Below are 25032 nucleotides of genomic sequence, written 5' to 3'. Positions count from 1 at the left end.
CGGACCGCTCACGTCAGCACCGCACGGTCATCCGGTCACTCCGGGACTCGGTTGACCGCGGGGACTTCGCCGCAGAGGTCCAGCTCGGCTCGTACCGTTTTGCCCGGCCCTCCCTCTTCGCGCGGCCCGACGGACAGCCGGCTCGCCAGGCAGGAGACCAACCAGAGGCCGCGGCCCTCCTCCGCCTCGGCATCCTGAGGAGCACAGGGCCGGGCCGACGGCAAGCCACCGTCTCGGGTGTCGGTGACCTCGATGCGCACAAGGCCGCGGGCGGCCGTCAGCGTCAGGCTCAGGCGGAAGTCGCGGCCCGGAACACGGCCGTGGGTCACCGCGTTGGCGGTGAGCTCGGCCACGACCAGCGTCGCGGTCTCGTTCACCTCGGACTCGTACGGGAAACCCCAGGCGTCCAAGCGGTGGGAAGCGAGCCGCCGGGCCAGGCGGGCGCCTCGCGGGGTGGAGGTGAAGCACATGGAGAACTCTTCGGCGTGGGCTGAGGGCTGCCCGGTGCGCTCGATGGGGGGATTTTCGGTCGTCATGGGGGCGAGCCTTGTGCGGTGTACGTACGGTGACCAGCAACCACGCCCTTACACAGTGTGGCTGTAAGGGTGCCGAATGTGTCTGTGAGGGCAGGAACAGGGGTGGCCCATGGTGCAGGTTCCGGAACAGGCGGTCGCGGCGCGCGGCCAGGATCCTGCCGACGAGCTTCTGCGGTGCTTCGGCAGACAGATCAAACTCTTTCGGGAACGTGCCGGTCTCACCCAGGCCGCCCTCGGCCCGCTCATCGGATACAGCGAGGCGCAGATCGCCGCGATCGAGCAGGGCCGGCGTATCGCCAGGCCGGACACCATCGAGAAACTGGACACGCTGCTTGAGGCGGACGGGGTTCTGCTTGCGATGAAGCGAGCGGTCGCCCTGACGCGGTACCCGGCCTTCTTCCGGGATGCTGCGCGGATCGAGGAGACCGCAGTCGAGTTCCATCAGTACGCGCCGTTGATCGTGCCGGGCATGCTCCAGACCGAGGCCTACGCCAGGACGATGTTCACGGTGTGGCGCCCGCGCCGGAACGAGGCGGAGATCGAACAGATGGTGTCGGCGCGGCTAGCGCGGCACAAGCTCTTCGGCCGTATGCCCGCGCCAGTGCTCAGCTTCGTCCTGGAAGAGGCTGTTCTCCAACGGCCCATCGGCGGTTCCGAGGTGCTACGGGGGCAGCTTGAACACTTGCTCCTTACCGGCCGGAACCCGAACGTAGAGATCCAGGTGATGCCGACCGGAGCAACCGACCATGCTTGCGTGGACGGTCCGTTCACGTTGATGGTGCCGGAAGGAGGGGAGCAGGTGGCCTACTTGGAGAGCCAGGGAAGCGGTCGGGTGATCACCGAGAGGGAAATCGTCCGTGGCATCGCGGCGCGCTATGGAATCATCCGGGCTCAGGCGCTGACCCCGAAGGAGTCCCTGCGCCGCATCGAGAAGCTGCTGCAAGGAGACTCATGACAAGCGAGCAGTTCAAGGGCCAGTCGCTCAACTGGTTCAAGTCCAGTTACAGCGGTGGTGCCGGAGGCGACTGCATCGAGGTCGCCACCCTCCCCGCCTCCGTCCACGTCCGCGACTCCAAGGACACAGGCCAGGGCGCCTTCACGGTGGCCCCCGCCGCCTGGTCCGCCTTCGTCGCTCACGCGCGTCACGCTCACTGGAAGAAGACAGACGCCAACATGGCGTGACGGTCGGCTTGACCAGCTTCCGTCCGTCTTGGCGGCATCGACGGTAGCGAACAACACACGGTGCACATGGCTGCACCAGGTCCTGGGGCCGCTCCTTCGGGAGCGGCCCGAGTGTTTTCCGGGAGGGACCGTCGTACCCGTGCTCCATCGACGAGGCGGGCAGCGGCCGGACGCTCGGCCCCTGGTGCTGTCCGGACGCGGACGGAGGGGGCGAGCAGCGTCCGCGACCCGGTCCCTTCCCTCTCCCCGCGCCTCAGAAGACGGGGCCCCCCTCGGCCCCGGCCGGGCGCCTGTTCACCGGAGCCGTCAGCATCCCGGTGAGGGCGTCCGACAGGAAGTCGCCGGCGGCGTGCCAGTGCGGCGTCCGGCCGTCCCGTTCGGCGCGCTCCTCCATGTCGGCGCAGCACGTCATGACGACGCGGGTCATCAGCAGCGCCCGGCCGCGGACGATCTCCCGGGGCAGGTGGTCGAGGCGGGAGATCACCGACCGGACGATCAGCGTGGCGGTCGGCGCGTCCTCGGCCATGCCGTGGAGCAGGTGCGTGGCGGTGGGATCGTGCATCGCCTGGCTGACGAACCGCGCCCGCCAGGTCGGCTGCGGCAGCTCGGCGAGGGCGTCGGTCACCGGCACCACGAGGGCGCGTACGTCGTCCAGGAGTGAGTCGGAGCGCTCGAACATCGCCCGGCGGGGTTCCTCCAGGTCACGCAGGTGGCGGGTGAGCAGGGCGCGCAGCAGGCCCTCGCGGCCGCCGAAGTAGTAGCCCACGGCCGAGTGGTTGGTGTTCCCGGCGGCTTCGGCGATCTTGCGGTCCGAGACGTGGGACATGCCCACCTGCACGAACAGGCGTTCGGCGGCGTCGAGCAGCGCGGTGCGCGCCGCCTCTGATCTGGCCATCGGTAGTCGTCATCTCCTGCTGACCGCGCCCTGCGGAACCGCCAACGTAACCCACGTCCGCGAACGTAAGGCGCGTGACTTACATTAGAAGCTCGTTCGTAAGTCGTGTGACTTAGTCCTGGGGTGCCGGTCCGCTGCCGGGCCCGGGGCCCGCGACCACCGCACCTCTCCGCGGCCGAGCCGGCCGCCCGGCCTCACCTCGGCCCTGCCCGTCTCCGACGAGTCCGACAAGGAGCCAGACTTCGTGGAACCCTCCACCCCCGCCCCGCCCGCCGGCGGCCCCTCACCCGGCCGGTCCGGCGCCGCCGCCCCGACCGGCGGCCCAGGCCTGCCCGGCGCGCCCCGGGTGGAAGACCGCAAGACCCGGATCGGCCGCTACGTCGCCCTCTTCGCCATGCCCTTCCTGATGGTGACGATGATGTACGCGACCTACGTCGGGACCATGCACGCGCCCGCCCCGAAGGACGTCCCGGTGGCCGTCGTGGGCTCGGGGCAGGTGGCGGAGAAGACCGTCGCCGCCCTGGACTCCCTGCCGGGCGACCCCCTCGAACCGCGGCTGGTCGCCACCGTCGGCGAGGCGCTCGACCTGATCAAGGACCGCGAGGTCTCCGGAGCCCTGGAGATACCCGCGGGGGGCCGGGGCGAGGCCGTGATCCACACGGCGTCGGCCGGGGGCGCCTCCGCGGCGAGCACGGTCCAGCAACTGCTGACCCCGGTGGCCGCCGAGAACCAGTGGCGGATCACCACCGAGGACGCGGCCCCGCTCCCCGACGGCGACCTGTCGGGCGTCGCGGTCCTCTTCGCGGGCATGGGCATGATGCTGGCCGGCTACGTGCCGCTGAGCGTGCTGACGATGTCCCTGCCGTTCCTGCTGACCCTGCGGCGGTTCGTCCCGCTCCTCATCGGCTGGGCGGCGGTGACCAGCACCGTCATCTGGACCATCCTCGGCCCGGTCGTGGGCGCGGTGGACGGCCACTACCTGCAGTTCCTCGGCGTCGGCATGCTGACCGTCGGCGCGGTCGGCATGACGCAGCTCCTCTTCACCAAGCTCGTCGGGCCGCTGGCCGTCCTGTTCGGGATGCTGCTGTGGGTCGTCTTCGGCATGCCCGCGTCCAACCTGGCGCTCTCGGTCCACAGCATGCCGGGCTTCTTCCAGTGGCTGCACGGGGTGCTGCCCCTGCCCGCCGCGGGCGAGGCCCTGCGTTCCCTGCTGTACTTCGACGACCGGGGCGTCGTCGGCCACCTGGCGCCGCTGGCCGGGTGGATCGTGGCCGCCTTCCTGCTCGCGCTGCTGAAGGAGCGCCGCTCCGGGACCGTGATCCCGGCCGCGCCTCCGGTCGAGGACGCGAGCACCCCGCTGCCCGCGCTGTCCGGCGGCCCCGTGCGGTCGCCGAAGGTCCGCTACTTCGCCGCGGTCGCCTTCCCGCTGGCCATTCTGGTGGGCGTGGTCGGCAGCATGAGCGCCGCGATGCACCGCCCGGAGCTCCACGACATGCCCGTGGTGGTCGTCGCCGCCGACGCCGCACAGGCGGAGCGGACGGCGGAAGGGCTGAAGCCGCAGCTCGGCGCCGTACTCGACATCCGGACCGGTACCTCCGTCGACGCGGCGAAGGACCAGATCCTCGAGCAGGAGATCGTCGGCGCCTACGTCCTGCCGTCCACGGCGGACGGCGCCGCCGTCCTCCACAGCTCCTCGGCGGCCGGATTCAGCCAGCAGACGGCGCTGCGGTCGGTGTTCCAGCAGGTCGCCGCCGGCCAGAAGATCCCCCTGGAACTGACCGACGTCAAGCCGCTGACCGAGAACGACACCATGGGCAGCAACAGCATGTACGTGGGCATGTCGTGGATCATGGCGGGCTTCCTGATCATGGCGGTGCTGCGCGGCGGGGCGCCGGAGCTGACGCGGCTGCGTCACTTCGTGGGGAAGCTCGCCGGCTGGGCGGCCGGCATGGCGCTGTGGCTGTGGTTCCTCTTCGACGTCCTGATCGGAGCCGTCAACGGCCACGCCCTCGAGATGATCGGCTTCGGCGCGGTCACCATCTTCTGCGTCTCGCTGGTGACCGGCGCCTTCACCCGGACGTTCGGCCTCGCCGCCATCATCCCCGTGATGCTGGTCCTGATGCTCGCCGGCGTTCCCGCCTCGGGGGGCGGCATGTCCCTCTACATGGTGCCGGACGTGTTCCGCCCCCTCCAGGACGTCCTGCCGCTGCCGGCCGCCGTGGACACCGTCCGCTCGCTGGTCTACTTCGACGGTCACGGCATCGGCGGCAACCTCCTGACCATCGCCGTCTGGGGCGGGGCCGGACTGGTCCTGCAGACTCCTGGTGGACCTGTGGCTGGCCCGCCGGGAGAAGAAGGCGCCGCACCCGCCGGCCGCCTCCGGGAACCTCGGCTCCGGCACGCCCGAGGACGGCGTCACCGCCGGCGCCCCGAAGAAGGGCGACGCCGACGACGTGGACGACGCGGAGCCCGCGCTGGCGCACTGACCCGGCGGTCCGGGTCTCCCGACGCGCCGGGGGACCCGGCCGCCCGGCGCCGCAGCCCTCGCACGGGGGCTGCGGCGTCGTGCGTCCGGCCTCCCGCCGGCGGCTCCCCGGGGGGCACCGGGCGGGAACGCCCGCCTCCGGCCCCGCCGTGGTCCCCCTGGGTGAGCCGGAGCGCAGGTGCGGACCGGGGAAGCCCGTCACGGCCGGGGCGGTCGTCCTTCCCGCGCGACAGGCGGACGCCGGCGGCGTGCCGGGCACGTTGCAGTGCGCCGGCCGACGCGCGTTCCCGTTCGGCGGGGCGTCCCCGCCCGCACGTCAGGGCGACGTACACAAGCGGAAGGGCTGATAACTGCTGGTGCGGACGATCTTCCCCTGAGTAGTGTGACCCGCCGGAGCGCGAATCGCCGCCCGCACACCACCCCGGCGGGCTCCTCGCCGGGGCACGCCGCGCGGGCCCCGGCCTGAAGGAGACCGCAAGAAGTGAGCAGCCAGGTGCAACCGACGTTCGTCCTGGTCCACGGGGCCTTCGCCAACTCCTTCTCCTTCGCGCCGCTCCAGGCCGAACTCGGCCTCCTCGGGCACCGTTCGGTCGCCGTCGACCTGCCCGGCCACGGCTTCGGAGCCACCTACACCCGCGCCTACCAGGCGCCGCAGGACCCCGAAGGGCTCGCCACCGCGCCCGGCGTGATCAAGGGCGTCACGCTCGCCGACAACGCCGCGCACCTGATCGGGATCCTGGAGCGGGCGAAGCGGAACGGCCCGGTGATCCTCGTCGCCCACAGCCGCGGCGGCGTCACGGCCACCGCGGCGGCCAACGCGCGGCCCGACCTGATCGACCGCATCGTCTACGTCGCGGCCTGGTGCCCGGTCGCGCTCGACGCGGGCGACTACTACGCCGAGCCGGAGATGGCCGAGGTGGACGCCGCCTCCCTGGCCCTGGCGGCAGCCGGGAATCCCGCCGAACTCGGCCTGCTCCGGGTCAACTTCCGCACCGCGGACCCGGCCGCCTTCGCGGCGTTCAAGGCGGCCTTCCTCGCCGACGGCACCGACGAGGAGCTCCTGGCCTTCCTCAGCACCTTCCAGCCCGACGAGAACCTGGACGTCGGCACCTCCGCCGACCGGGCGCAGGCCGCGACCTGGGGCAGGATCCCGAAGACCTTCGTCCGGCTGGCCGACGACGCGAGCATGCCGCTCGCTCTGCAGGACCGGCTGATCCGCGAGGGCGACGAGCTGACGCCGGACAACCCGTACGACGTCCGCACCCTCCCGAGCAGCCACCTGAAGTGGCTGGTGGACCCGGCGCCGGCGGCCCGGCTCCTCGGTGAACTCGCGGCTCTCACGGCCCCGTCCGCCCGCTCGTGACCGGTGCGGGCCGGGGTGACTCCCGCGGCCGTTCCCGGGCGATTCCCGTCCCGGCGGTGACGCAGGGCCTAGCGTGGACGGCATGACGACTCCTGCGGATGTGCACGAGGTACGGGACCCCGAACTGCCGGGACGGCTGCTGAGCGTCGAGCGGGACGCGCTGCTCCCGCTGTTGCGGGGGAGGGACGAGGGCGACTTCGCGCTGCCGGTGACGGCGTGTCCGGGCTGGACGGTGCGGGACGTGCTGGCGCACTGCTCGGCGGCGCTGTCCCGGGTGGTGGAGAGCCGGTACGACAAGGACGTGTTCTCGCCCGCGAGCAACCAGCGGGACATCGACGAGCGGGCCGGCTGGAGCAACGCCCGGATCCTCGACGAACTGGAACGCGGCATGACCGGGGCCGGGCCGGTCATCGCGAAGGCGGACGGACCGCTGGACGCGGTGGCGCTCGGCGAGTGGGTGCACGCCGGGGACGTGCGCGTCGCACTCGGGGAGCCGGGGGCGTACGCGGGCGCGGGGCTGCCGTTCGCGCTCGCCCTGCTGGCGCAGGTCACCCGTGCGCGGGGGCACCTGCCGCTGCACGCCGACCTGGACGACGTGGACGAGCCGGTGCGGCTGGGCGACGTCTCCGGGGAGCGGCCCCCGGCGCGCTTCATCGGGGACGGGCCGACGCTGATGCGGCTGTACGCGGGACGCCCGGTGGACGGGGTGTCGTACGAGCTGGCGGGGGTGGAGGCGGCGGAGCTGGACATCTTCGGCTGAGCGGACCGGACGACCGAGTGACCGGGCGCGGTCGGCGGGTGGGCGGACCGCAGGTCGGGGGCCGAGCGTAGGCTTAGATTGGACTAGACCTGTAGGAGCCGTTCCGAACCGACGAATGGGGCCCCATGAGCAAGCGTGCAGTGCTGGAGGTGATCGCCCTCGACGTCGAGGACGCCGTCGCCGCCCAGGCGGGAGGGGCGGACCGTCTCGAGCTGGTCACCGACATGGCGGCGGACGGGCTGACGCCGGCCGCGGCGACGGTGACGGCGATCCGCGCCGCCGTGGACATCCCGGTCCGGGTCATGCTGCGGCTGGCGGACGGCTTCGCGGCGGGCGCGGTGGAACGGCTGGCGACGGCGGCGTGCGAGATGCGGGAGGCGGGGGCGGAGGAGTTCGTCCTCGGCTTCCTCGACGCGGACGGCCAGGTGGACCTGGCGGCGGTGGAGCGGGTCGCGGGCGAGCTGGAGGGCTGCCGGTGGACGTTCCACCGCGCCATCGACCACGCGGCCGACCGCGCCGCGGTGCGCAAGCAGCTCGCGGACTTCCCCGGTCTGGACACCTACCTGACCGCCGGCTCGGCGGCGGGCGTGGACGCGGGCCTGCCCGTCCTGTGCGCGGAGGCGGGCCGGCGCGGCGAGCCCGGGTACGGCCAGCAGCTGCTGGTGGGCGGGGGCCTGCGGCTGGAACACGTACCGGGTCTGCTGGACGCGGGGGTGGACGCCTTCCACATCGGCGGCGCGGCCCGCCCGGAGGGCTGGACCGGGCCGGTGTCGGCGGAGGCCGTGGCGCGGTGGCGGGGGGTGCTGGGGGAGTAGGAGGGACGTCCCCGAGGCCGGACGGGTGTGGGTCTCTGCGGCTCATGCCATGATTCCGCCCCATGAGCGCCCGTGCGTTGTCGCCCGCCTGGCTGGCTTCGTGGACCGGCCGCGTCTCGGACGTGCTGGCCGCGATGACGGACGAGTTCGAGGAACGGCACGGCTTCCCTCCGTCGGCCCACGAGGTCCGGCCGGCTGACCGGGCCGCGGCCCGCGCGCTCGCCCGGATCGACGTCGTTCCGGCCGACCTGGTCACCTTCTACGAGAGCGTCGGCGAGCTCAGCTGGCCGGACGTCGGCAACGGCTGCTTCATCGAGCCGGCAGCCGATGTGCTGGCGCGGTTCGAGCAGGACGGCGCCGTCGGTCCCGGTACGGGGCCGAAAGGCGGTGGGCTGGTCATCGGCACCAACGGTGGCGGTCTGTCCTACGTTGCCGGGTCCGACGGCGTGATGCGCCGGACGCGGACCGCCTCGCTGTGCGAACCCGAGTTCGACCGAGTGGCTGATGATCTCCGGCAGTTCCTGTCGCTGCTGGAGCGCGCCCTGGCCGGGTTCCGCACCGACGGCGAAGTCGGGTTCGTTCAGGTGGTGTCGGATGTCATCGTGGGGAGGAAGCGGCATGGCGGGGCCGGCGGTCGGGCTGTGGCTGTCCGAGGCGCGCGAGTTCGGGGACGTTCTGGCCGATGTGGTCCCGTGGCTGGGAAGCTTCTGCGACCCGGTTGAGACCAGGGTCGACGGCGATCTGGACTTCTGGGTGCGGGACGGCGCGGCCGTGGGGTCGCCCGCGTGGGATCCCGCCGACGCCGGGGCGTTCTTTCTGGCGGAGGACGAGGAGATACCGGCGGAGGACGAGGACTACTCGGCTTTCCCGCAGCCGCCGGTGCGAGGGCTGGTGCTCGGTGCCGGGAGTTCGGGCCCGGTGAATGACCGGATGCTCGGTCATCTGGCCCTCGGCCTCGCCGAACGCCTCGGTGCGCTGGTCGACTTCGACGGCGTCCTGGGCTACCGCACCCCGCGTGACGACACGGGCGACACGGCGCTCCTGGACAGGGCCAGGACCCTGGTCGCCTCCCTGCCGGGGACTGTCACCGAGGTCTCCTACGACACCGGAGGCGGAACCCGGTGGCATCGGCACGTCGGGGACGTGGAGTTCCTGCGGGCCTGGTTGCGGCATCCAGCGTTTCACCTGGTCAAGTAGCGGCCGACCACTGGGCCCGGTCACGTCAACTGCGCCGGCAGCGGTGCCGAGTGCGTGACGACCAAGCCCGACACCGCGCGGGTCAGGGTGACGTAGAGGCGGCGGAGGCCCGTGCGTTCGTCGGGTTCGGCGTCGACGATCGCCCGGGGTTCGTCCAGGAGGACGTAGTCGTACTCCAGGCCCTTCGCCAGGGAGGCCGGGACCAGGGTCAGGCGGGTCGTCCCCGTCGTCTCCTCGCCGGGGGCCACGTGGGGGAGGCCCGCCGATGCCAGGGCCCGCGTCAGGTCCGGGATGCGCGGGTCCGCCGCGATCAGGCCCACCGAGCCCTCGCGGGACAGCAGTTCGCGGCACGCGGCCAGCACGTCATCCGGGCCGGAGGAGCGGCGCACCTCGAAGAAGCCCGGGTTCTCCCGGATCGACGCGACCGGGGTGAGGCCCGGGGCGATGTGCGGGAGCAGGCGGGAGGCGTACGTGATGACGTCCGTGGGGACACGGAAGCCCGCCGTCAGCTCCTCGATCACGGCATCCGGCTTGCCCAGGTGGGTCAGCGCCTCCTCCCAACTGCGCGTCGCCCACGGCGTGGTGCCCTGCGCCAGGTCGCCCAGCACGGTCGCCGAGCCGGTCGTGCAGCGCCGGCCCACCGCCCGGTACTGCATGGGGGAGAGGTCCTGGGCCTCGTCCAGCACCACGTGCCCCAGCGAGGGCGTGCGCTGGATCAGGTCCGCCGCCTCGTCGATCAGCACCGCGTCCGCCGCCGACCACGTCGCCGACTTCACCGAACGCGCCGGCTTCGCCCGGACGATCGCCTTCTGCTCCTGCTCGTCGAGCAGCCCCTCCGCGTGCTCCGCCAGGAACTCCGCGTCCCCCAGCAGCCGCAGCACCAGCTTCGCCGGGTCCACGGCCGGCCACACCGCCTTCACGGCCGCCTTCACCGCCGCGTTGCGCGCCACCGCGTCCTGCACCCGGTCGTCCGGCGCCTCGCCCGCCCGTTCCATCCGCACCAGCACCGCGTGCGCGATCCGCTGCGGCAGCGCCTCCCGGGCCGCGCCGTAACGGATGTCCCGGCCGAGCAACTGCCGCACGATCTTCTCGAGTTCGTACGCCGGGACGCGCCAGCGGCGGGAGCCGCGCACGACCACGACCGGTTCCGCCGGCATCGTGACGTGGGAGTAGAGGGCTTTGCGCAGGACCCGGGCCATGCGCGCGTCGCCCTTGACCGTCGCCGCCGTCGCGTCGTCCGTGCCGCGCACCTCCACGTGCGCCACCAGGTCGTCCACCGTGGCCTGGGCGACGGTGAGTTCGCCCAGCGCGGGGAGCACCTGCTCGATGTAGTGCAGGAAGGAGCGGTTCGGGCCGACGACCAGGGTGCCCGTACGGGCCAGGCGCTCGCGGTGGGCGTAGAGGAGGTACGCGACCCGGTGCAGGCCGACGGCCGTCTTGCCGGTGCCGGGGCCGCCCTGCACGCACACGCTGCCCGACAGCCCGGACCGTACGATCTCGTCCTGCTCCGGCTGGATCGTGGCGACGATGTCGCGCATCGGGCCGACGCGCGGGCGCTCGATCTCCTGCTGGAGCAGCTTGCTGGTGGTCGCCGCCTCGGCCGGGTCGGAGAGGTGCTCGTCCTCGTACGCGGTGAGGTCGCCGCCGGTGTAGCCGAAGCGGCGGCGCAGCCCGATGTCCATCGGGTCCTTCTTGGACGCCCGGTAGAACGGCTGCGACACCGGCGCACGCCAGTCGATCACCATCGGGTCGCCGTCCGCGTCGTGCACGTGCCGGCGCCCGATGTGCAGTGTTCGGTAAGCAGCCTCCGGCTGCGGGTGCTCGCCCTCCGCCCCCTCGGCCCGCTCCGCGCCCGGCGCGTGCAGGTGGTCGAGGCGGCCGAAGAACAGCGGGGTGTCGCTGAGGTCGGCCAGCGCCTTGATCCGCTCGTCGATCTGGTGCTGCAGCACCTCCGCGTTCACCCAGTTGGCCGTGACGTCGCGGATGTCGAGCGCCTCCACGTCCTCCCGCATGGCGCGCAGGGCGGCGCGGGACGCGGCGAGGTGGGCGCGTTCGCGGGCGAGGGGGTCGTCGGCCGGGGCGGTGGGACCGTCCACGGGGTCGTTCACGGGCTCGTCTACGGGCGCGGACGCGGACAAGGGGGTGCCTCCGAAAGACCTGCTGCGGGTGTGCCGCGGGGAAGGAATGCCGGCCGGTTTCCGTCCGGACGGCGGCGCTCCGTGAGGGAGGCGGGAAGAGAGCGGAGATTCTAGGTCGTGGGGCGGGGGCGGTCCAAACGGTTTTCCGCGCGCCCCGTACGGCGGTCCGCGCCCGACACGCCGCGCCGCGCCGGCCCCGTCGCCAGGGACGCCAGCAGCGCCAGCCGCTCCGCGTCCTCGCTGCCCGGCGCCGCGTGGTACGCCGCGAGCGCCAGCCCGTCCGGGCCGTCGACGTCCAGCTTGGACAGGGTGAGGCTCAGCTCGCCGACCTGCGGGTGGTTCATCCGGATCGGCTTGTCCACGACCGGCCGCACGTCGTGCCGGGCCCACACCTTCCGGAACTCCGCGCTCGCCAGCGAGAGTTCGCCGACGAGCCGCACCACCCGCGGATCGTCCGCGTCCGGCCCCAGCCGCTTCCGGAACACGGCGACGCACTGCGCGGCCGTGGCCGGCCAGTCCGCGTGCAGATCCCGCTCGGCCGGGTCGAGGAAGAACGACCGCAGCCGGTTCTCCCCCACCCGCAGGGTCGGCACCAGCGCGGCGGCCAGCGGGTTCACCGCGATCACGTCGAGGGCCCGGTCCGTCACGAACGCCGGCAGCCCGATCGACTCCAGCAGCTGCGCCGTGGCCGGCGGGACGGCGGGCCGCCGGGACGGCCGGCGCCGGGCGCGCGGCCGGGGCGCGGCGAGCTGGTGGAGGTACGCCGTGGCGGTGTCGTCGAGCAGCAGCACCCGGGCGAGCGCGTCGAGGACCTGCGCGGACGGATTGCGGTCGCGGCCCTGTTCCAGCCGCAGGTAGTAGTCGGAGCTGATGCCCGCGAGCAGGGCGACCTCCTCGCGGCGCAGTCCGGGCACCCGGCGCACGCCGTGGGACGGCAGCCCCAGGTCGGCCGGGGTCACCTGCTCCCGGCGCGCCCGGAGGTAGTCACCGAGCCGGTTCTCCTCAGACATGCGTCCCAGCGTAAGAGGGCGGGGCGTTCCGATCCTGGTCCTGTCACTCCCAGGACCGGCGGGGAACTGGGCGGGCCGCCGCCCACGGCGGACCGTGGGGACATGACCACATCGCGCACCACGACCACGACCACGGGTCCGACCACGACCACGGAGCCGACCACGACCACGGAGCCGACCACCCTCCCCGGCGGCACCTGGACGATGGGCGACCTGACCGTCACCCGCTTCGGGTACGGCGCCATGCAGCTCGCCGGGCCCGGCGTGATGGGCCCGCCGGCCGACCACGAGGGCGCCCTCGCCGTGCTGCGCGAGGCCGTGCGCCTCGGCATCACCCACATCGACACCGCCGACGCCTACGGCCCGCACGTCACCAACCGGCTGATCCGCGAGGCCCTGCACCCGTACCCGGAGACGCTGCACATCGTCACCAAGGTGGGCGCGCGCCGGGACGCCGACGGCGGCTGGCCCCCGGCCCGCGAACCCGACGACCTGCGCCGCGCCGTCCACGAGAACCTGGAGACCCTCGGCGTCGACACCCTGGACCTGGTCAACCTGCGGCTCGGTGACGCCACGGGACCGCGGCCGGGTTCGCCGGCGAAGGCGTACGAGACCCTCGTCGAACTGCAGCGGGAGGGCCTGATCCGGCACCTCGGCCTGAGCAACGCGACCGCCGCCCAGGTCGCCGAGGCGGAGACCATCGCGCCGTTCGTCTGCGTGCAGAACCTCTACAACCTCGCCCACCGGCAGGACGACGACCTGATCGACCGGCTCGCGGAGCAGGGCATCGCGTACGTGCCGTACTTCCCGCTCGGCGGGTTCACGCCCCTTCAGTCGGCCACGCTGTCGGCGGTGGCCGACCGGCACGGCGTGCGGCCGATGGCGGTCGCCCTCGCCTGGCTGCTGCACCGCTCGCCGAACATCCTGCTGATTCCGGGCACGTCGTCGGTGGCGCACCTGCGGGAGAACGTCGCCGGCGCGGGCCTCACCCTGACCGAGGAGGACCTGGCCGCCCTCGACACGATCGGGGGCGCCCCGGGGGCCGCCACCCCCTAGGGGTGGCCCCGTCCTGCCGGAGAGGGACGGCTCGTTCCGCGGGTGTACGCGGCGGCCCGACGGTCCGGTCCCGTGGGCCGACGCCCGTACCGGGCCGGAGGGCAACCAGGGGCACATGAGCGCAGCCACCGTGCACCCCACGAGTCCGCCGGTCCGCCCGAGCGGCGCCGCCCCGGCCCGGGGCAGTCACCCGCACCGCGTCGGTGACGCCCTGCGCGCCGTGAAGGTGTTCCTCGGCGCGGCCCTCGACGTGATCGTCCTCGGCGAGTACGGCCCGGAGGCCGGCGTCCGCCGCCGCCAGCTCCTCCCTCCGGCACCGCGTGCGGCAGCTCGCGCGCCCGCGCAGGCATAGCGTTCGCCTTCTTTTCATTGCAACGACTGCACCTTGTCCTATTGCATTGTTCTGCAAGGTATTGCAACAATTTAATAGCTCTGAACTGCGCGAATGTGTTTCCTGTGCAATAAGTGCGTTGCCCGTTCAGTGAACGCACCGTAGCGTTTTCGATATCAGAAACACGCTGCGACGCAAAGGAGACCCCATGCGGTCCGACACTCCCCTCGCCATCGCGGCGAGCGGGCTGCGCAAGTCGTACGGCGACAGGACCGTCCTCGACGGCGTCGATCTCGCCGTCGCGGAAGGCACGGTCTTCTCCCTGCTCGGGCCGAACGGCGCGGGCAAGACCACGGTCGTCAAGATCCTCTCCACGCTCGTCGGCGCGGACGCGGGCGACCTGCGGGTCGGCGGGCACGACCTCGCCGCCGACCCGCAGGCCGTGCGGGCCGCGATCGGCGTCACCGGACAGTTCTCCGCCGTCGACGGTCTGATCAGCGGCGAGGAGAACATGCTGCTGATGGCGGACCTGCACCACCTGCCCCGCCGCGAGGGCCGGCGGGTCGCCGCCGAGCTGCTGGAACGCTTCGACCTCGCCGAGGCGGCGAAGAAGCCCGCGTCCACCTACTCGGGCGGCATGAAGCGCCGGCTCGACATCGCCATGACCCTGGTCGGGAATCCGCGGATCATCTTCCTGGACGAGCCGACCACCGGACTCGACCCCCGTTCCCGTCACACCATGTGGGGCATCATCCGCGAGCTGGTCACCGGCGGGGTGACCGTCTTCCTCACCACCCAGTACCTGGAGGAGGCCGACCAGCTCGCCCACCGCATCGCCGTCCTGCACGACGGCCGGATCGCCGCCGACGGCACCGCGGAGGAGCTGAAGCGGATCGTCCCCGGCGGACACGTCCGGCTCCGCTTCACCGACCCGGCCGGCTACCGGTCCGCCGCCGCCGTCCTGTCCGGGGCCGCCCCGGACGACGCGGCCCTGACCCTGAGCCTCCCCAGCGGCGGCAGCCAGCGCGAACTGCGCGCCGTGCTCGACCGGCTCGACTCCGCCGGTGTGGAGGCGGACGAGCTGACCGTGCACACCCCCGACCTCGACGACGTCTTCTTCGCCCTCACCGGAGGCGCCGCCGTCCCCGCCCCGCCCTCCGCCCCCTCGAAGGAGACCGTCCGATGAGTGCCCTGCAGACCCCCGCCCGCCCGAGCGGCCTCTCCCTCGCCCTGCGCGACTCGTCCACGATGGTGCGCCGCAACCTGCTGCACGCGCGGCGCTACCCGTCCCTCACCCTCAACCTGCTGCTCACGCCGGTCATGCTGCTCCTGCTCTTCGTGTACGTCTTCGGGGACGTGATGAGCGCGGGGCTGGGCGGCGGCGGCCGGTCCGCGTACGTCGCCTACCTGGTGCCCGGGCTGCTGCTGATGACCATCGGCTCCACCGCGATCGGCACCGCGGTGTCCGTGTCGATGGACATGACGGAGGGGATCGTGTCCCGCTTCCGCACGATGGCCGTCCACCGCGGCTCGGTGCTCGTCGGGCACGTGGTCGGCAGCGTGCTGAAGGCCGTCCTGAGCGTGGTCGTCGTGGGCGCGGTCGCCGTGGCGATCGGTTTCCGCTCGACGGACGCCACGGCGCTGGAGTGGCTGGCCGCCTTCGGTCTGCTGGTGCTGTTCGCGACGGCGCTCACCTGGATCGCGGTCGGCATGGGGCTCGGCGCCCCGAACGCGGAGGCCGCCAGCAACAACGCGACCCCGCTGATCCTGCTGCCGCTGCTGTCCAGCGCGTTCGTCCCGGTCGAGGGGATGCCGGGGTGGTTCCGGCCGGTCGCGGAGTACCAGCCGTTCACACCGGCCATCGAGACCCTGCGGGGGCTGCTGCTGGGCAGCGGGATCGGGCACCACGGGTGGCTGGCCGTGGCCTGGTGCGTGGCGCTGGTGGTGCTCGGCTACGTCTGGTCGACGTCCTCGTTCGCCCGCGACCCGAAGTGAGCCGCCCGCGACCCGAGGCGAACCACCCGCCGCCCCGAACGAGGCACCCGCGACCCGAAGAACGGACGACGGCCCCGCGGGCGGACCGTCTGAGTACGCGTACGCCCGCCGGATTGAGTAGCGGCCCCGGTGCGCCTGTCGCCCGGGGCCGCTTCACTGGCCGCATGAACCGGAACAGCGCCGCACCCGACGTCCCGCCGGACCGGCAGTACCGGGCCGAGCGGGACCCCCGCGCGTGGGTGGCGCCCGCCGTGGCCACCGCGCTCGGGTCGGTACTGGCGCCGCTCGCGCTGCTGTTCGGGGCGCTCTCCGTCATGGCGACGGACAGCTGCGGTCCCGACGACTGCTCGCCGGCCCTGACGACCGCCCTCGACGTCGTGCACGGCACCCTGGCCCTCGGCGGTCTCCTCGGCGTGGCCGCCTGCGCCGCCGCGTGGCTGCTGCCCCGGACCCGCCGCTGGACGGTGCCGCGCCTCTGGCTGGCCGGACTGTCGCTGCTGCCCTGGCTGACCGTCCTCGCGCTGGTGTTCCACCTGCCCGAGGGGTGACGTGCGACGGTCGGCCGGTCAGCTCTCGGCGAGGAGTTCCTCCGCGTCCACGATCCGGTAGGCGTACCCCTGCTCGGCCAGGAACCGCTGGCGGTGCGCCGCGAAGTCCTGGTCGACGGTGTCGCGGGCGACCACGGAGTAGAAGTGCGCCTGGTGGCCGTCCGCCTTCGGCCGCAGCACGCGGCCCAGCCGCTGCGCCTCCTCCTGCCGGGACCCGAAGGTGCCGGACACCTGGACGGCGACCGTCGCCTCCGGCAGGTCGATCGAGAAGTTCGCGACCTTCGACACCACCAGCACGCTCAGCTCGCCCTGCCGGAACGCCTCGAACAGCTTCTCCCGCTGGGCGTTGGACGTCTCGCCCTTGATGACCGGCGCGTCCAGGTGTTCGCCCAGCTCGTCGAGCTGGTCGATGTACTGGCCGATGACCAGGATCTGCTGCCCCGCGAACCGGCGGACGATCGCCTCCGTCACCCGTCGCTTGGTGGCGGTCGTCGAGCAGAAGCGGTACTTCTCCTCCTGCTCGGCCGTCGCGTACGCCAGCCGCTCGGAGTCGGTGAGGTTGACGCGGACCTCCACGCAGTCGGCGGGCGCGATGTAGCCCTGCGCCTCGATCTCCTTCCACGGCGCGTCGAACCGCTTCGGGCCGATCAGCGAGAACACGTCCGACTCGCGGCCGTCCTCGCGCACCAGGGTCGCCGTCAGACCGAGCCGGCGGCGGGCCTGGAGGTCGGCGGTGAACTTGAAGACGGGCGCGGGCAGCAGGTGCACCTCGTCGTAGACGATCAGGCCCCAGTCACGGGAGTCGAACAGCTCCAGGTGGGGGTAGACGCCCTTCCGCTTCGTCGTCAGCACCTGGTAGGTGGCGATGGTGACGGGGCGGATCTCCTTCCTCGTGCCGCTGTACTCGCCGATCTCGTCCTCGGTCAGCGACGTCCGCCTCACCAGCTCGTGCTTCCACTGCCGGGCCGAGACGGTGTTGGTGACCAGGATCAGCGTGGTCGACTTCGCCTGCGCCATCGCGCCCGCGCCGACCAGCGTCTTGCCGGCGCCGCAGGGGAGGACGACGACGCCGGAGCCGCCGTGCCAGAAGTTTTCCACGGCCTGCTTCTGGTACGGGCGCAGCGCCCAGCCGTCCTCGGCCAGCTCGATCGGGTGCGCCTCGCCGTCCACGTACCCGGCGAGGTCCTCGGCGGGCCAGCCCAGCTTCAGCAGGGTCTGCTTGATCTGGCCGCGCTCGGAGGGGTGCACGGCGACCGTGTCCGGGTCGATGCGGGCGCCGACGAGCGGGGCGACGCGCTTGGAGCGCAGCACCTCCTCCAGCACCGGGCGGTCGGTGGTGGTGAGGACCAGGCCGTGCGCGGGGTGCTTGACCAGGCTGAGCCGGCCGTAGCGGTCCATCGTCTCGGCGATGTCGACGAGCAGCGCGTGCGGCACGGGGTAGCGGCTGTACTGCACCAGCGCGTCGACGACCTGCTCGGCGTCGTGTCCGGCGGCCCGCGCGTTCCACAGGCCGAGCGGGGTCACCCGGTAGGTGTGGATGTGCTCGGGGGCCCGCTCCAGTTCGGCGAACGGCGCGATGGCGCGACGGCAGTCGTCGGCCTGCTCGTGGTCGACCTCCAGGAGCAGGGTTTTGTCGGACTGGACGATGAGCGGACCATTCACGCGCGGCTGCCTTTCTGCGACGGGCTCGGCACGGGCACTGCACGGCCAAACGTCCAGTCTGCCCGACGGCATTCCACCCGGACCGCCCGTCGCGCGACCCCGAGCCCCGGGGCGCACGTGACCTTCGCCACCGGACGCCCCGGCCGGCCGTCAGCCGGCGTCGTCCGCCAGTTCCGCCACCCCCGTGATCCGGTGCAGCGGGTACGTGCGGACCTCGTCGGCCGTGTGGTCGTAGGCCGTCACGAAGCCGCCCTCGACGCGGACGGGCGCGATGACGCGCTGACTGGCGGCCCCCTCGGCGTTCACATAACCGATCCACAGGGTGTCGTTGGTGAGGACGGCGGCCTGGAGGGTGGCCAGGGTCTCGGCGGCGGTCGTGCGGGGCAGCTCGCCGCGCACCGCGCCCGCCGGGCCGCCGCCGGCCGGCCTGCGGGGCGCGGTGGCGGCGAGGTCGCCCGCGCGGACGGCGCGGACCGCCGCCGAGAGCAGCGTGTCGTCCGGGACGGGCGGCCCGTCCGGCACCGGCTCGGGGGGCGTGCGCGGGGGCGTGCGGTAGGCGTCCGCACGGGTGATCAGCACGTCGCCCTCCGCCGACTCGGCGGCCGGCGCGAACCCCATCGCGCGCAGCCCCTCCAGCAGCCCCACCGGGTCGGTCCGCGCGGCCAGCACCGTCGGGGCGAGCCGCCGCAGGCCCAGCTCGGCGGCGCGCCGGTCGGCGAGGATCTCGTCCAGCACCGCGTCGTCGTCGCAGCGCACGTACGAGGAGGCGGCCCCCACCCGCAGGTGCCCGTGCCGACGGGCCACGTCGTCGATGAGGTACGCCAGCGGCTGCGGCACCGGCGTGCGGGAGTGCGCGGCGAGGAAGGCGTGCAGGTCGGCGGCCGACCGCCCGGAGTCCAGGGCGCGCCGCACCGAGCCGGGCGTGAACCGGTAGACGGTCGCGCCCCCCTTCGACTCCACGTCCGCCAGCACGCCCAGCATCTCGGCGAGCGGCCGCTCCAGCGGGCCCGGCGCGACCGCCGTCAGATCGGCCTGGAGCAGCACGTGTTCCAGCGGCTCGGGCAGCAGCGGTTCGAGCAGCCGGGCGGCGGCCGCGGCGGCGGTCGCCCGCTCGGCGGGGGAGAGGGCGGGCGGCGGCGGGACCCGCCGGTGGTGCACGGGCAGCTTGTCGCCCGGCCCCGCCGGCTCGGGTTCCGCCTCCGGGCGCCGGGGCGCGGGCGCGCCGATCAGCGCCCGCCCGTGCGAGGAGAGCGCGCCGCGCCCGGTGACGCCGAGCATCTCCGCCTCGGCCAGCGCCCAGCGGGCGAGCCGCGACCGCAGGTCGTCCCCGTCCCCGCCGCTCCCGTACCCCTGCTCGTCCGGGTGCTCCCGCGTCCCCTCGGCGGGCTGCCCCGGCGTCCGGCGGGCGTACGGAGCGGGCGCGCCGTCCCCGGTGCGGACCACGCGCGGCGGCCGCTCCCAGCGCAGGCGCGCCAGCACCGACCCGGTGTGCGGCGCGGCGCCCTCCGGGAGCCCCGCCAGCAGGGCCAGCACCCGGTGCCGCACCTCCGGAGCGGCCGAACGGTCCAGACCCGGGCCCAGCGCGGACAGCGTGCGGTCCTTCGCGTCCCGCTCCCCGACCAGCCCCGGCGTCCGGGTCGCCGCGAGCCACGCCGTCGCCAGCCGTGCCCACCGCTCACCGGCCGGCCGCTCCAGCCACTCGTCGTACGCCGGGGTCGCCGCGTACCGCTCCTCCTCCCCTCCCTTGGCGGAGCGGGAGGCGCCCGCGCCCCCGTCGGACGCCAGCAACCCGGCCGCGTAGGCCAGTTCGACCCAGAACGCGGCCACCGGCTCGGACACGTCCAGCGCCCCGGCGGTCCGCTTCAGGTCCCGCACGCTCAGCCCGCCGGCCCGCAGCACCGCGGGACCGCCCTCGTGCCAGTCCTTCAGCAGCTCCTCCACCGTCGCCAGCGCCGTGTACGCCTGGCCCGCCGCCGTCGCGTCCACGATCTGAGGGCGGTGCGCGGCGGCCGCCTCCACGGGCGGCGGCACCGGCTCCGTCGTCCGGTGCGCCCGCCCGGCGCGCAGCCGCAGCGCCACCTCGCGGGGCAGGACCACGGTGCCGGGCGCCGTCGGCAGCAGCAGACCCCGGTCCAGCAGCCACCGCAGCCGGGGCGCCGGATCGGCGGTCACCTGCCCGTACGGCGGACCCCACACCAGCCGCTCCAGCACCTCCACCGACTCGCTCGGCGCCTGGTCGAGCAGCGCGGACATCCGCTCCGGATCGCTGAAGAGGTCCGTCAGCGCCGCGACGGCGGAGACGGGGTCGTGCGTCGACGGCAGCCCGGCAGCCGCCACGATCTCCTGGACGCGGCCCGGCGAGATCCCCGCGGCCGCCTCCCGCACGGTGGGGCCCAGACCGGTCGGCGACGGGTGCTGCGGCGACGGCGCGAGCAGCTCACGGGCGGTGCGCACCAGCCGCAGCCGGTCGTCACCGCCCCACACCAGGGCCTGTTCACGGAGCGTGCCGAGGGCGTGCGGCAGCGCCGCGGACACCGCCGGGTCGCCGTCGTCACCCGCCATCAGCCCCAGCAGCTCCCCGTACGCCGCAGGCTCCGACGCCACCGCCAGCGCCTGCGCGGTCTGCAGCGCGAACCGGTCGAGCCGCTCCAGCGCGCGGACCACCGAGGCGCGCGTGCCCGCACGGGTGGCGAGCTGGGTGAGGTCGGCGGGCACGGGCGTGATGAGATCCGGCCGGCTGCGCAGGAGCGCGGCCAGCGAGGCGTCGTCCCGCCCCCGGAGCGCCTCGGCGAGGGAACGGGGGGTCGTCGCCGCGGGGTTCTCCTCGGTGCTCATCCGCCTCACGTTAGCGGGTGGGTGCGTCCGGGACGTGCCGGGAGTTGGGCCGGCCCGCCGCCGTCGCGGTACCGTCGGGCGACGGTGTCCCGACGCATCCGTCCCGGAGGGGACTTCGTGGGTATCGAGAGCGACCAGGTCGTCTACGAGTATCTGAGCCGTGTCGGCGACGTGGCGCAGCAACGGCAACTGCCGTCGGCGGCACGGATGCGGCTGGTCGCGGAGCTGCGCGACGAGATCGACCGGCGCCGCGCCAAGGCCGTGGTCGACTCGCCCGCGGCCGTCCGCCGCATCATCGCCCGCATCGGCACGCCGACCGAGGTGGTCGCCGCGGCGGAGGACCCGGCGACCGGCTCCGCGCCGGGCGCGTCGCAGCAGCCGACGGCCGTGCCGGTGCAGCGCGAACCGGAGCGGAGCGCCGAGCCGACCGCGTCCAGAACCACCGCGTCGAAGTCCGCCGCGCCCAGGCCCGGCGGCTCCGTGGGCGGCATGCTGCGCAAGGTCGTCCCCCGCCCCCGCCCGTCCACCCCCGCGCCCCCGCCCGCCGCTCCGGCCGACGCGCCGTCCCCGCCGCACCGCGCCGGCGCCGACGAACTCGGCGACAGCGCGACCCGGCCCGACTGGTGGCGGGTGGACGACAGCCCGTTCGGCGTGGGCGACGAGGTGCCCGGCTTCGTCGGCGGCGTGGAGATCCCCGAGCTCCTCAAACAGCCCCCGACGCGGGAGGAGCCCGCCCCCGAGGAACCGGCCGCCACCGGGGCGGCCGAAGCGCCCCCCGCCCCCGCACGCCGCCGCCTGCCGCTCCTGCCGTCCCGCCGCTGGAGCAACCCCCTGCTGCTGGTCGCCGCGGCCTCGCTGGTCGCGGGCGCGGTGCTGGGCAACTGGTTCGCCCTGATCCTCGGCTGGCTCATCGCCTACGCCTCCCGCCGTCTCACCCCGGCGGAGGTCAAGGCGGCGGTGGTCGTCCTCCCGGGCCTCTCCCTCGTCGGCGGCATGGTCTGGCTCTGGGGCCGCACCGCGGGCCGCTGGGGCGCCCCCGTCCCGGAGGGCCAGATGAACGCGGCCCTCACCGAGACCTGGCCCTGGATCATCCGCACGGCGGCGATCGCCTCGGCCCTGTTCCTGGTCTGGCGCTCCCAACGCGAACGCTGACCGCGACCCACGGTGTCGCACAATGGCGCACATGGCTTCCACGACCCCGCCCGCCCCGCCCACCGTCGGGTTCGACCTCGACATGACCCTCATCGACTCGCGGCCCGGGATCCGGGCCTGCTACCGGGCGCTGGCCGAGCGGACCGGGACGTACGTCGACGCCGACCTCGCGGTCAGCCGGCTCGGGCCGCCGCTGGCGGACGAACTGGCGAACTGGTTCCCGGCCGAACGGATCGCCGAGACGGCGGAGCTGTACCGGGCGATGTACCCGGAGTACGCGATCACGCCGACGCCCGCGCTGCCCGGCGCGCGGGAGGCGATGGCCGCCGTGCGGGCGCGGGGCGGCCGGGCGATCGTGGTGACCGCGAAGTACGAGCCCAACGCCAAGCTGCACCTGGCGCACCTCGGCATCGAGCCGGACGCCGTGATCGGCGACCTGTGGGCCGAGCGGAAGGCGCTGGCGCTGCGCGAGCACGGCGCGTCCGTGTACGTCGGCGACCACACCGGCGACGTGCGCGGGGCGCGCACCGCCGGCGCGGTGTCGGTCGCGGTGGCCACCGGCCCGTGCGACGCCGCGGAACTCCGGGAGGCCGGCGCGGACGCCGTCCTCACCGATCTGACGGAATTCCCCCGCTGGTTCTCGGACTACTGCTCGGACGGCTGACCGGACACCGCACCCGCCCGCGCCCGCCGCCGCCCCGCGGCGACGGAACGCAGCACTCCGGCACCGGCGACGGCGAATCCGACCCCCATGAGCATGCTCAGTCCGAACATGTACGTCGGAAAGGGTGTCGTGCCGAGGAACAGCGGGGCGACCGTGACCAGAGTGGCCACGGCGCCGATGAAGAAGACGATGGCGCCGGCACGGACCAGGCCGTCACCGGGCGCGGCGGAATTCGCTTGGGTTTTGTCACGCACCGGACCAGGGTAGTTCCCTGCGCGAGGGAACGACGCGGTGACGTCTTGTCACCGGCCCGAGGACCATTAGCCTGGGTACCGGCGGGTCATCGGGCCCGCCCGAGTGCTATCGAGAGCCGTTTTCCGATGCAGTTTCCCGACGAGTACGAGGACGAGGACAGACGTGCCCACCGGCAAAGTCAAGTGGTTCAATGTTGAAAAGGGCTTCGGCTTTCTCTCCCGTGACGACGGCGGCGACGTCTTCGTGCATTCCTCGGTCCTTCCCGCCGGAGTCGAGGCCCTGAAGCCGGGCCAGCGCGTGGAGTTCGGCGTGGTCGCCGGACAGCGCGGCGACCAGGCACTCTCCCTGACCGTCCTGGACCCGACCCCCTCGGTCGCGGCCGCCCAGCGCAAGAAGCCCGACGAGCTGGCCTCGATCGTGCAGGACCTCACGACGCTGCTGGAGAACATCACGCCGTCGCTGGAGCGCGGCCGCTACCCCGACCGCGCGGCCGGCAAGAAGATCGCGGGCCTGCTCCGCGCGGTCGCCGACCAGCTCGACGTCTGAGGCGCCGGGCCGCCCGCCTCACGGGAACCGCAGCGCGTCCGGGCCGAGGGGCGGCACCAGCCCCTCGGCCGCCGCGCGGGTGAGCAGCCCGCGCACGGCCGCGTAGCCGTCCTCGCCGAGGTCGGCGGTGAACTCGTTCACGTACAGCCCGATGTGCTGGTCGGCGACGGCCGGGTCCATCTCCTGGGCGTGCTCCATCACGTACGGGCGGGAGGCCTCCGGGTCGTCCCAGGCCGCCCGCACGGACGCGCGGATCGCGTCCGCGAGCCGGGTCAGCGTCTGCTCGCCGAGCGAGCGCCGGGCGAGGATCGCGCCCAGCGGGATCGGCAGCCCGGTGGTGCTCTCCCAGTGCTCGCCCAGGTCCGCGAGCTTGTGCAGCCCGTAGTCCTGGTACGTGAAGCGCGCCTCGTGGATGACGAGACCGGCGTCGACCCTCCCGTCCCGCACGGCGGGCATGATCTCGTGGAACGGCATCACCACGATCTTCCCGACCTTCCCGGGCACCACGTCCGCCGCCCACAGCCGGAACAGCAGGTACGCCGTCGACTTCTCGCTCGGCACCGCGACCGTGCGCCCGGTGAGTCCCCCAGCCTCTCGGCTTCGCTCGAGCTGGGAGGTGCCCCCATCCTCCGCCTCGCGGGTCAGCACCAGCGGCCCGCAGCCCCGCCCCAGCGCCCCCCCGCAGGGCAGCAGCGCGTACGCGTCGAGGACGTACGGCAGCACCGCGTACGACACCTTCAGCACGTCCAGTTCGCCGCGCTCGGCCATGCCGTTGGTGAGGTCGATGTCGGCGAAGGTGACGTCGAGGGCGGGCGCGCCGGGGACGCGGCCGTGGGCGAGGGCGTCGAAGACGAAGGTGTCGTTCGGGCAGGGCGAGTAGGCGATGCGCAGCCGCTGCTGCTGCTCAACGGTGGTCATGCCGGTTCCAACTCTCCAATACGGATGCGAGCTTCCCGAAGCCCTCGGTGAGGGCGGCGAGGGCGTCGCCGACGCGCCAGGCGGCGCGGTCGCGGGGGCCGACGGGGTTCGACACCGCCCGTACCTCGAGCACGGGCACTCCCTGCGCGGCGGCGGCCTCGGCGACGCCGAAGCCCTCCATGCCCTCGGCGAGGGCGTCCGGGTGCCGGGCGCGCAGCGCGGCGGTGCGGGCGGCGGTGCCGGTCACCGTGGACACGGTGAGGACGGTGCCGGTGCGCGCCCCGGCCGCGGCGGCGGCCGCCTCCACCAGGGGCGCGGGCGGACGGTGGGTGACGGTGCCGAAGCCGAGCTCGGTGACCGGCAGGAATCCGTCGGCCGTCTCGGCGCCGAGATCGGCCGCGGTGATCGCGTCGGCGACGACGAGGGACCCGAGGGGCGCGTGCGGCGCGAAGCCGCCGCCGATCCCGGCGCAGACGACGAGGGCGTAGGGGCGGCCGTCCAGGGCGGCGGCGGTCAGCGCGGCGGCCGTGGACGCGGCGGCGAGCGCCGGGCCGACCCCGGCGGCGAGCAGGCCGGGCCCGCCGGCGACCGCGTGCACGACCGCGCCGGGCAGCTTCCGCTCCCGCACCGGGCCCGGGAACGCCCGGGCCACCGCGTCCCGCTCGGCGGGGACCGCGGTGGCCACGAGG

Annotated in this window: 24 protein-coding genes and 1 pseudogene; 16 read left to right on the top strand and 9 right to left on the bottom strand. The window is 73.8% G+C overall.

What is annotated here, in order from left to right; translation table 11 throughout:
- Nucleotides 1–35: 35 nt before the first annotated feature.
- Complete coding sequence (locus ACWH4W_RS04435; protein ID WP_473074528.1) at nt 36–536, bottom strand: ATP-binding protein; 501 nt, start codon at nt 534–536, stop codon at nt 36–38.
- 109 nt (nt 537–645) lie between these two features.
- Here ACWH4W_RS04435 and ACWH4W_RS04430 point away from each other — a divergent pair, with 109 nt between their 5' ends.
- Complete coding sequence (locus ACWH4W_RS04430) at nt 646–1491, top strand: helix-turn-helix domain-containing protein (protein WP_473074527.1); 846 nt, start codon at nt 646–648, stop codon at nt 1489–1491.
- Nucleotides 1488–1718, top strand: a complete 231-nt coding sequence (locus tag ACWH4W_RS04425) for a DUF397 domain-containing protein (protein ID WP_473074526.1) — start codon at nt 1488–1490, stop codon at nt 1716–1718. The genes ACWH4W_RS04430 and ACWH4W_RS04425 overlap by 4 nt, the downstream gene beginning before the upstream one ends.
- Nucleotides 1719–1971: 253 nt before the next feature.
- On the opposite strand, the gene ACWH4W_RS04420 is transcribed toward ACWH4W_RS04425, so the two are convergent.
- Nucleotides 1972–2613 (bottom strand): TetR/AcrR family transcriptional regulator, encoded by a 642-nt coding sequence (locus ACWH4W_RS04420; RefSeq protein WP_473074525.1) that lies wholly within the window; start codon nt 2611–2613, stop codon nt 1972–1974.
- Between the two features lie 244 nt (nt 2614–2857).
- On the opposite strand from ACWH4W_RS04420, the gene ACWH4W_RS04415 reads away from it, so the two are divergent.
- From ACWH4W_RS04415 to ACWH4W_RS04390, 6 genes are all read left to right on the top strand, one after another.
- Entirely contained in the window at nt 2858–5479 is a 2622-nt protein-coding gene (locus ACWH4W_RS04415) for an ABC transporter permease (protein ID WP_473074524.1), read from the top strand.
- A 100-nt stretch (nt 5480–5579) separates the two neighbouring features.
- Complete coding sequence (locus ACWH4W_RS04410) at nt 5580–6461, top strand: alpha/beta fold hydrolase (RefSeq protein ID WP_473074523.1); 882 nt, start codon at nt 5580–5582, stop codon at nt 6459–6461.
- Between the two features lie 82 nt (nt 6462–6543).
- Entirely contained in the window at nt 6544–7221 is a 678-nt protein-coding gene (locus ACWH4W_RS04405; protein ID WP_473074522.1) for a maleylpyruvate isomerase family mycothiol-dependent enzyme, read from the top strand.
- Between the two features lie 125 nt (nt 7222–7346).
- Nucleotides 7347–8036, top strand: coding sequence for a copper homeostasis protein CutC (locus ACWH4W_RS04400; RefSeq protein WP_473074521.1), 690 nt, complete (start codon nt 7347–7349; stop codon nt 8034–8036).
- Nucleotides 8037–8098: 62 nt separating this feature from the next.
- Nucleotides 8099–8758 (top strand): SMI1/KNR4 family protein, encoded by a 660-nt coding sequence (locus ACWH4W_RS04395; protein ID WP_473074520.1) that lies wholly within the window; start codon nt 8099–8101, stop codon nt 8756–8758.
- Nucleotides 8655–9233, top strand: a complete 579-nt coding sequence (locus ACWH4W_RS04390; RefSeq protein ID WP_473074519.1) for a DUF6368 family protein — start codon at nt 8655–8657, stop codon at nt 9231–9233. The genes ACWH4W_RS04395 and ACWH4W_RS04390 overlap by 104 nt, the downstream gene beginning before the upstream one ends.
- A gap of 20 nt (nt 9234–9253) precedes the next feature.
- Here ACWH4W_RS04390 and ACWH4W_RS04385 read toward each other — a convergent pair whose 3' ends face one another.
- Both ACWH4W_RS04385 and ACWH4W_RS04380 read right to left on the bottom strand, forming a co-directional pair.
- The gene (locus ACWH4W_RS04385; protein ID WP_473074518.1) at nt 9254–11341 is read right to left on the bottom strand and encodes a HelD family protein; all 2088 of its coding nucleotides are present in this window, start codon (nt 11339–11341) and stop codon (nt 9254–9256) included.
- 140 nt (nt 11342–11481) lie between these two features.
- The gene (locus tag ACWH4W_RS04380) at nt 11482–12381 is read right to left on the bottom strand and encodes a helix-turn-helix domain-containing protein (protein WP_473074517.1); all 900 of its coding nucleotides are present in this window, start codon (nt 12379–12381) and stop codon (nt 11482–11484) included.
- 102 nt (nt 12382–12483) lie between these two features.
- Between ACWH4W_RS04380 and ACWH4W_RS04375 the strand changes: the two genes are divergently transcribed.
- The 5 genes and pseudogenes from ACWH4W_RS04375 (at nt 12484) to ACWH4W_RS04355 (ending at nt 16311) form a co-directional block, all read left to right on the top strand.
- Entirely contained in the window at nt 12484–13437 is a 954-nt protein-coding gene (locus ACWH4W_RS04375; protein ID WP_473074516.1) for an aldo/keto reductase family oxidoreductase, read from the top strand.
- A gap of 115 nt (nt 13438–13552) precedes the next feature.
- Nucleotides 13553–13735 (top strand): annotated as a pseudogene (locus tag ACWH4W_RS04370) (hypothetical protein); the annotation flags it as partial.
- A gap of 241 nt (nt 13736–13976) precedes the next feature.
- Nucleotides 13977–14954 (top strand): ATP-binding cassette domain-containing protein, encoded by a 978-nt coding sequence (locus ACWH4W_RS04365; RefSeq protein WP_473074515.1) that lies wholly within the window; start codon nt 13977–13979, stop codon nt 14952–14954.
- Nucleotides 14951–15763 (top strand): ABC transporter permease, encoded by an 813-nt coding sequence (locus tag ACWH4W_RS04360; protein ID WP_473074514.1) that lies wholly within the window; start codon nt 14951–14953, stop codon nt 15761–15763. The genes ACWH4W_RS04365 and ACWH4W_RS04360 overlap by 4 nt, the downstream gene beginning before the upstream one ends.
- A 164-nt stretch (nt 15764–15927) precedes the next feature.
- Nucleotides 15928–16311, top strand: coding sequence for a hypothetical protein (locus ACWH4W_RS04355; RefSeq protein ID WP_473074513.1), 384 nt, complete (start codon nt 15928–15930; stop codon nt 16309–16311).
- Between the two features lie 18 nt (nt 16312–16329).
- On the opposite strand, the gene ACWH4W_RS04350 is transcribed toward ACWH4W_RS04355, so the two are convergent.
- Together ACWH4W_RS04350 and ACWH4W_RS04345 are read right to left on the bottom strand one after the other, a co-directional pair.
- Nucleotides 16330–17973 (bottom strand): DNA repair helicase XPB, encoded by a 1644-nt coding sequence (locus ACWH4W_RS04350; protein ID WP_473074512.1) that lies wholly within the window; start codon nt 17971–17973, stop codon nt 16330–16332.
- 150 nt (nt 17974–18123) lie between these two features.
- On the bottom strand, nt 18124–20808 hold the full coding sequence (locus tag ACWH4W_RS04345) for a helicase-associated domain-containing protein (RefSeq protein ID WP_473074511.1): 2685 nt from the start codon (nt 20806–20808) through the stop codon (nt 18124–18126).
- 117 nt (nt 20809–20925) lie between these two features.
- Between ACWH4W_RS04345 and ACWH4W_RS04340 the strand changes: the two genes are divergently transcribed.
- Nucleotides 20926–21960: a hypothetical protein gene (locus ACWH4W_RS04340; RefSeq protein WP_473074510.1), complete on the top strand. Its 1035-nt coding sequence runs from the start codon at nt 20926–20928 to the stop codon at nt 21958–21960.
- Nucleotides 21961–21991: 31 nt separating this feature from the next.
- Nucleotides 21992–22624: an HAD family hydrolase gene (locus tag ACWH4W_RS04335; RefSeq protein ID WP_473074509.1), complete on the top strand. Its 633-nt coding sequence runs from the start codon at nt 21992–21994 to the stop codon at nt 22622–22624.
- On the opposite strand, the gene ACWH4W_RS04330 is transcribed toward ACWH4W_RS04335, so the two are convergent.
- Nucleotides 22606–22878 carry a hypothetical protein gene (locus tag ACWH4W_RS04330; protein ID WP_473074508.1) on the bottom strand — a complete coding sequence of 91 codons (273 nt, stop codon included), beginning with the start codon at nt 22876–22878 and terminating at the stop codon, nt 22606–22608. The genes ACWH4W_RS04335 and ACWH4W_RS04330 overlap by 19 nt on opposite strands.
- 163 nt (nt 22879–23041) lie before the next feature.
- Here ACWH4W_RS04330 and ACWH4W_RS04325 point away from each other — a divergent pair, with 163 nt between their 5' ends.
- On the top strand, nt 23042–23425 hold the full coding sequence (locus ACWH4W_RS04325; protein ID WP_473074507.1) for a cold-shock protein: 384 nt from the start codon (nt 23042–23044) through the stop codon (nt 23423–23425).
- Between the two features lie 18 nt (nt 23426–23443).
- Here the strand turns inward: ACWH4W_RS04325 and ACWH4W_RS04320 are convergent, their stop codons facing one another.
- Together ACWH4W_RS04320 and ACWH4W_RS04315 are read right to left on the bottom strand one after the other, a co-directional pair.
- On the bottom strand, nt 23444–24343 hold the full coding sequence (locus ACWH4W_RS04320) for a 1,4-dihydroxy-6-naphtoate synthase (RefSeq protein ID WP_473074506.1): 900 nt from the start codon (nt 24341–24343) through the stop codon (nt 23444–23446).
- On the bottom strand, nt 24330–25028 hold the full coding sequence (locus ACWH4W_RS04315) for a futalosine hydrolase (protein WP_473074505.1): 699 nt from the start codon (nt 25026–25028) through the stop codon (nt 24330–24332). Before ACWH4W_RS04315 ends, ACWH4W_RS04320 begins: the two co-directional genes overlap by 14 nt.
- Between the last annotated feature and the right edge of the window lie 4 nt (nt 25029–25032).

It is taken from the genome of Streptomyces sp. DSM 120436, from assembly GCF_055778765.1.
Note: the sequence above shows the minus strand (reverse complement) of the source record. Positions and strands in the feature narration are given on the sequence as shown.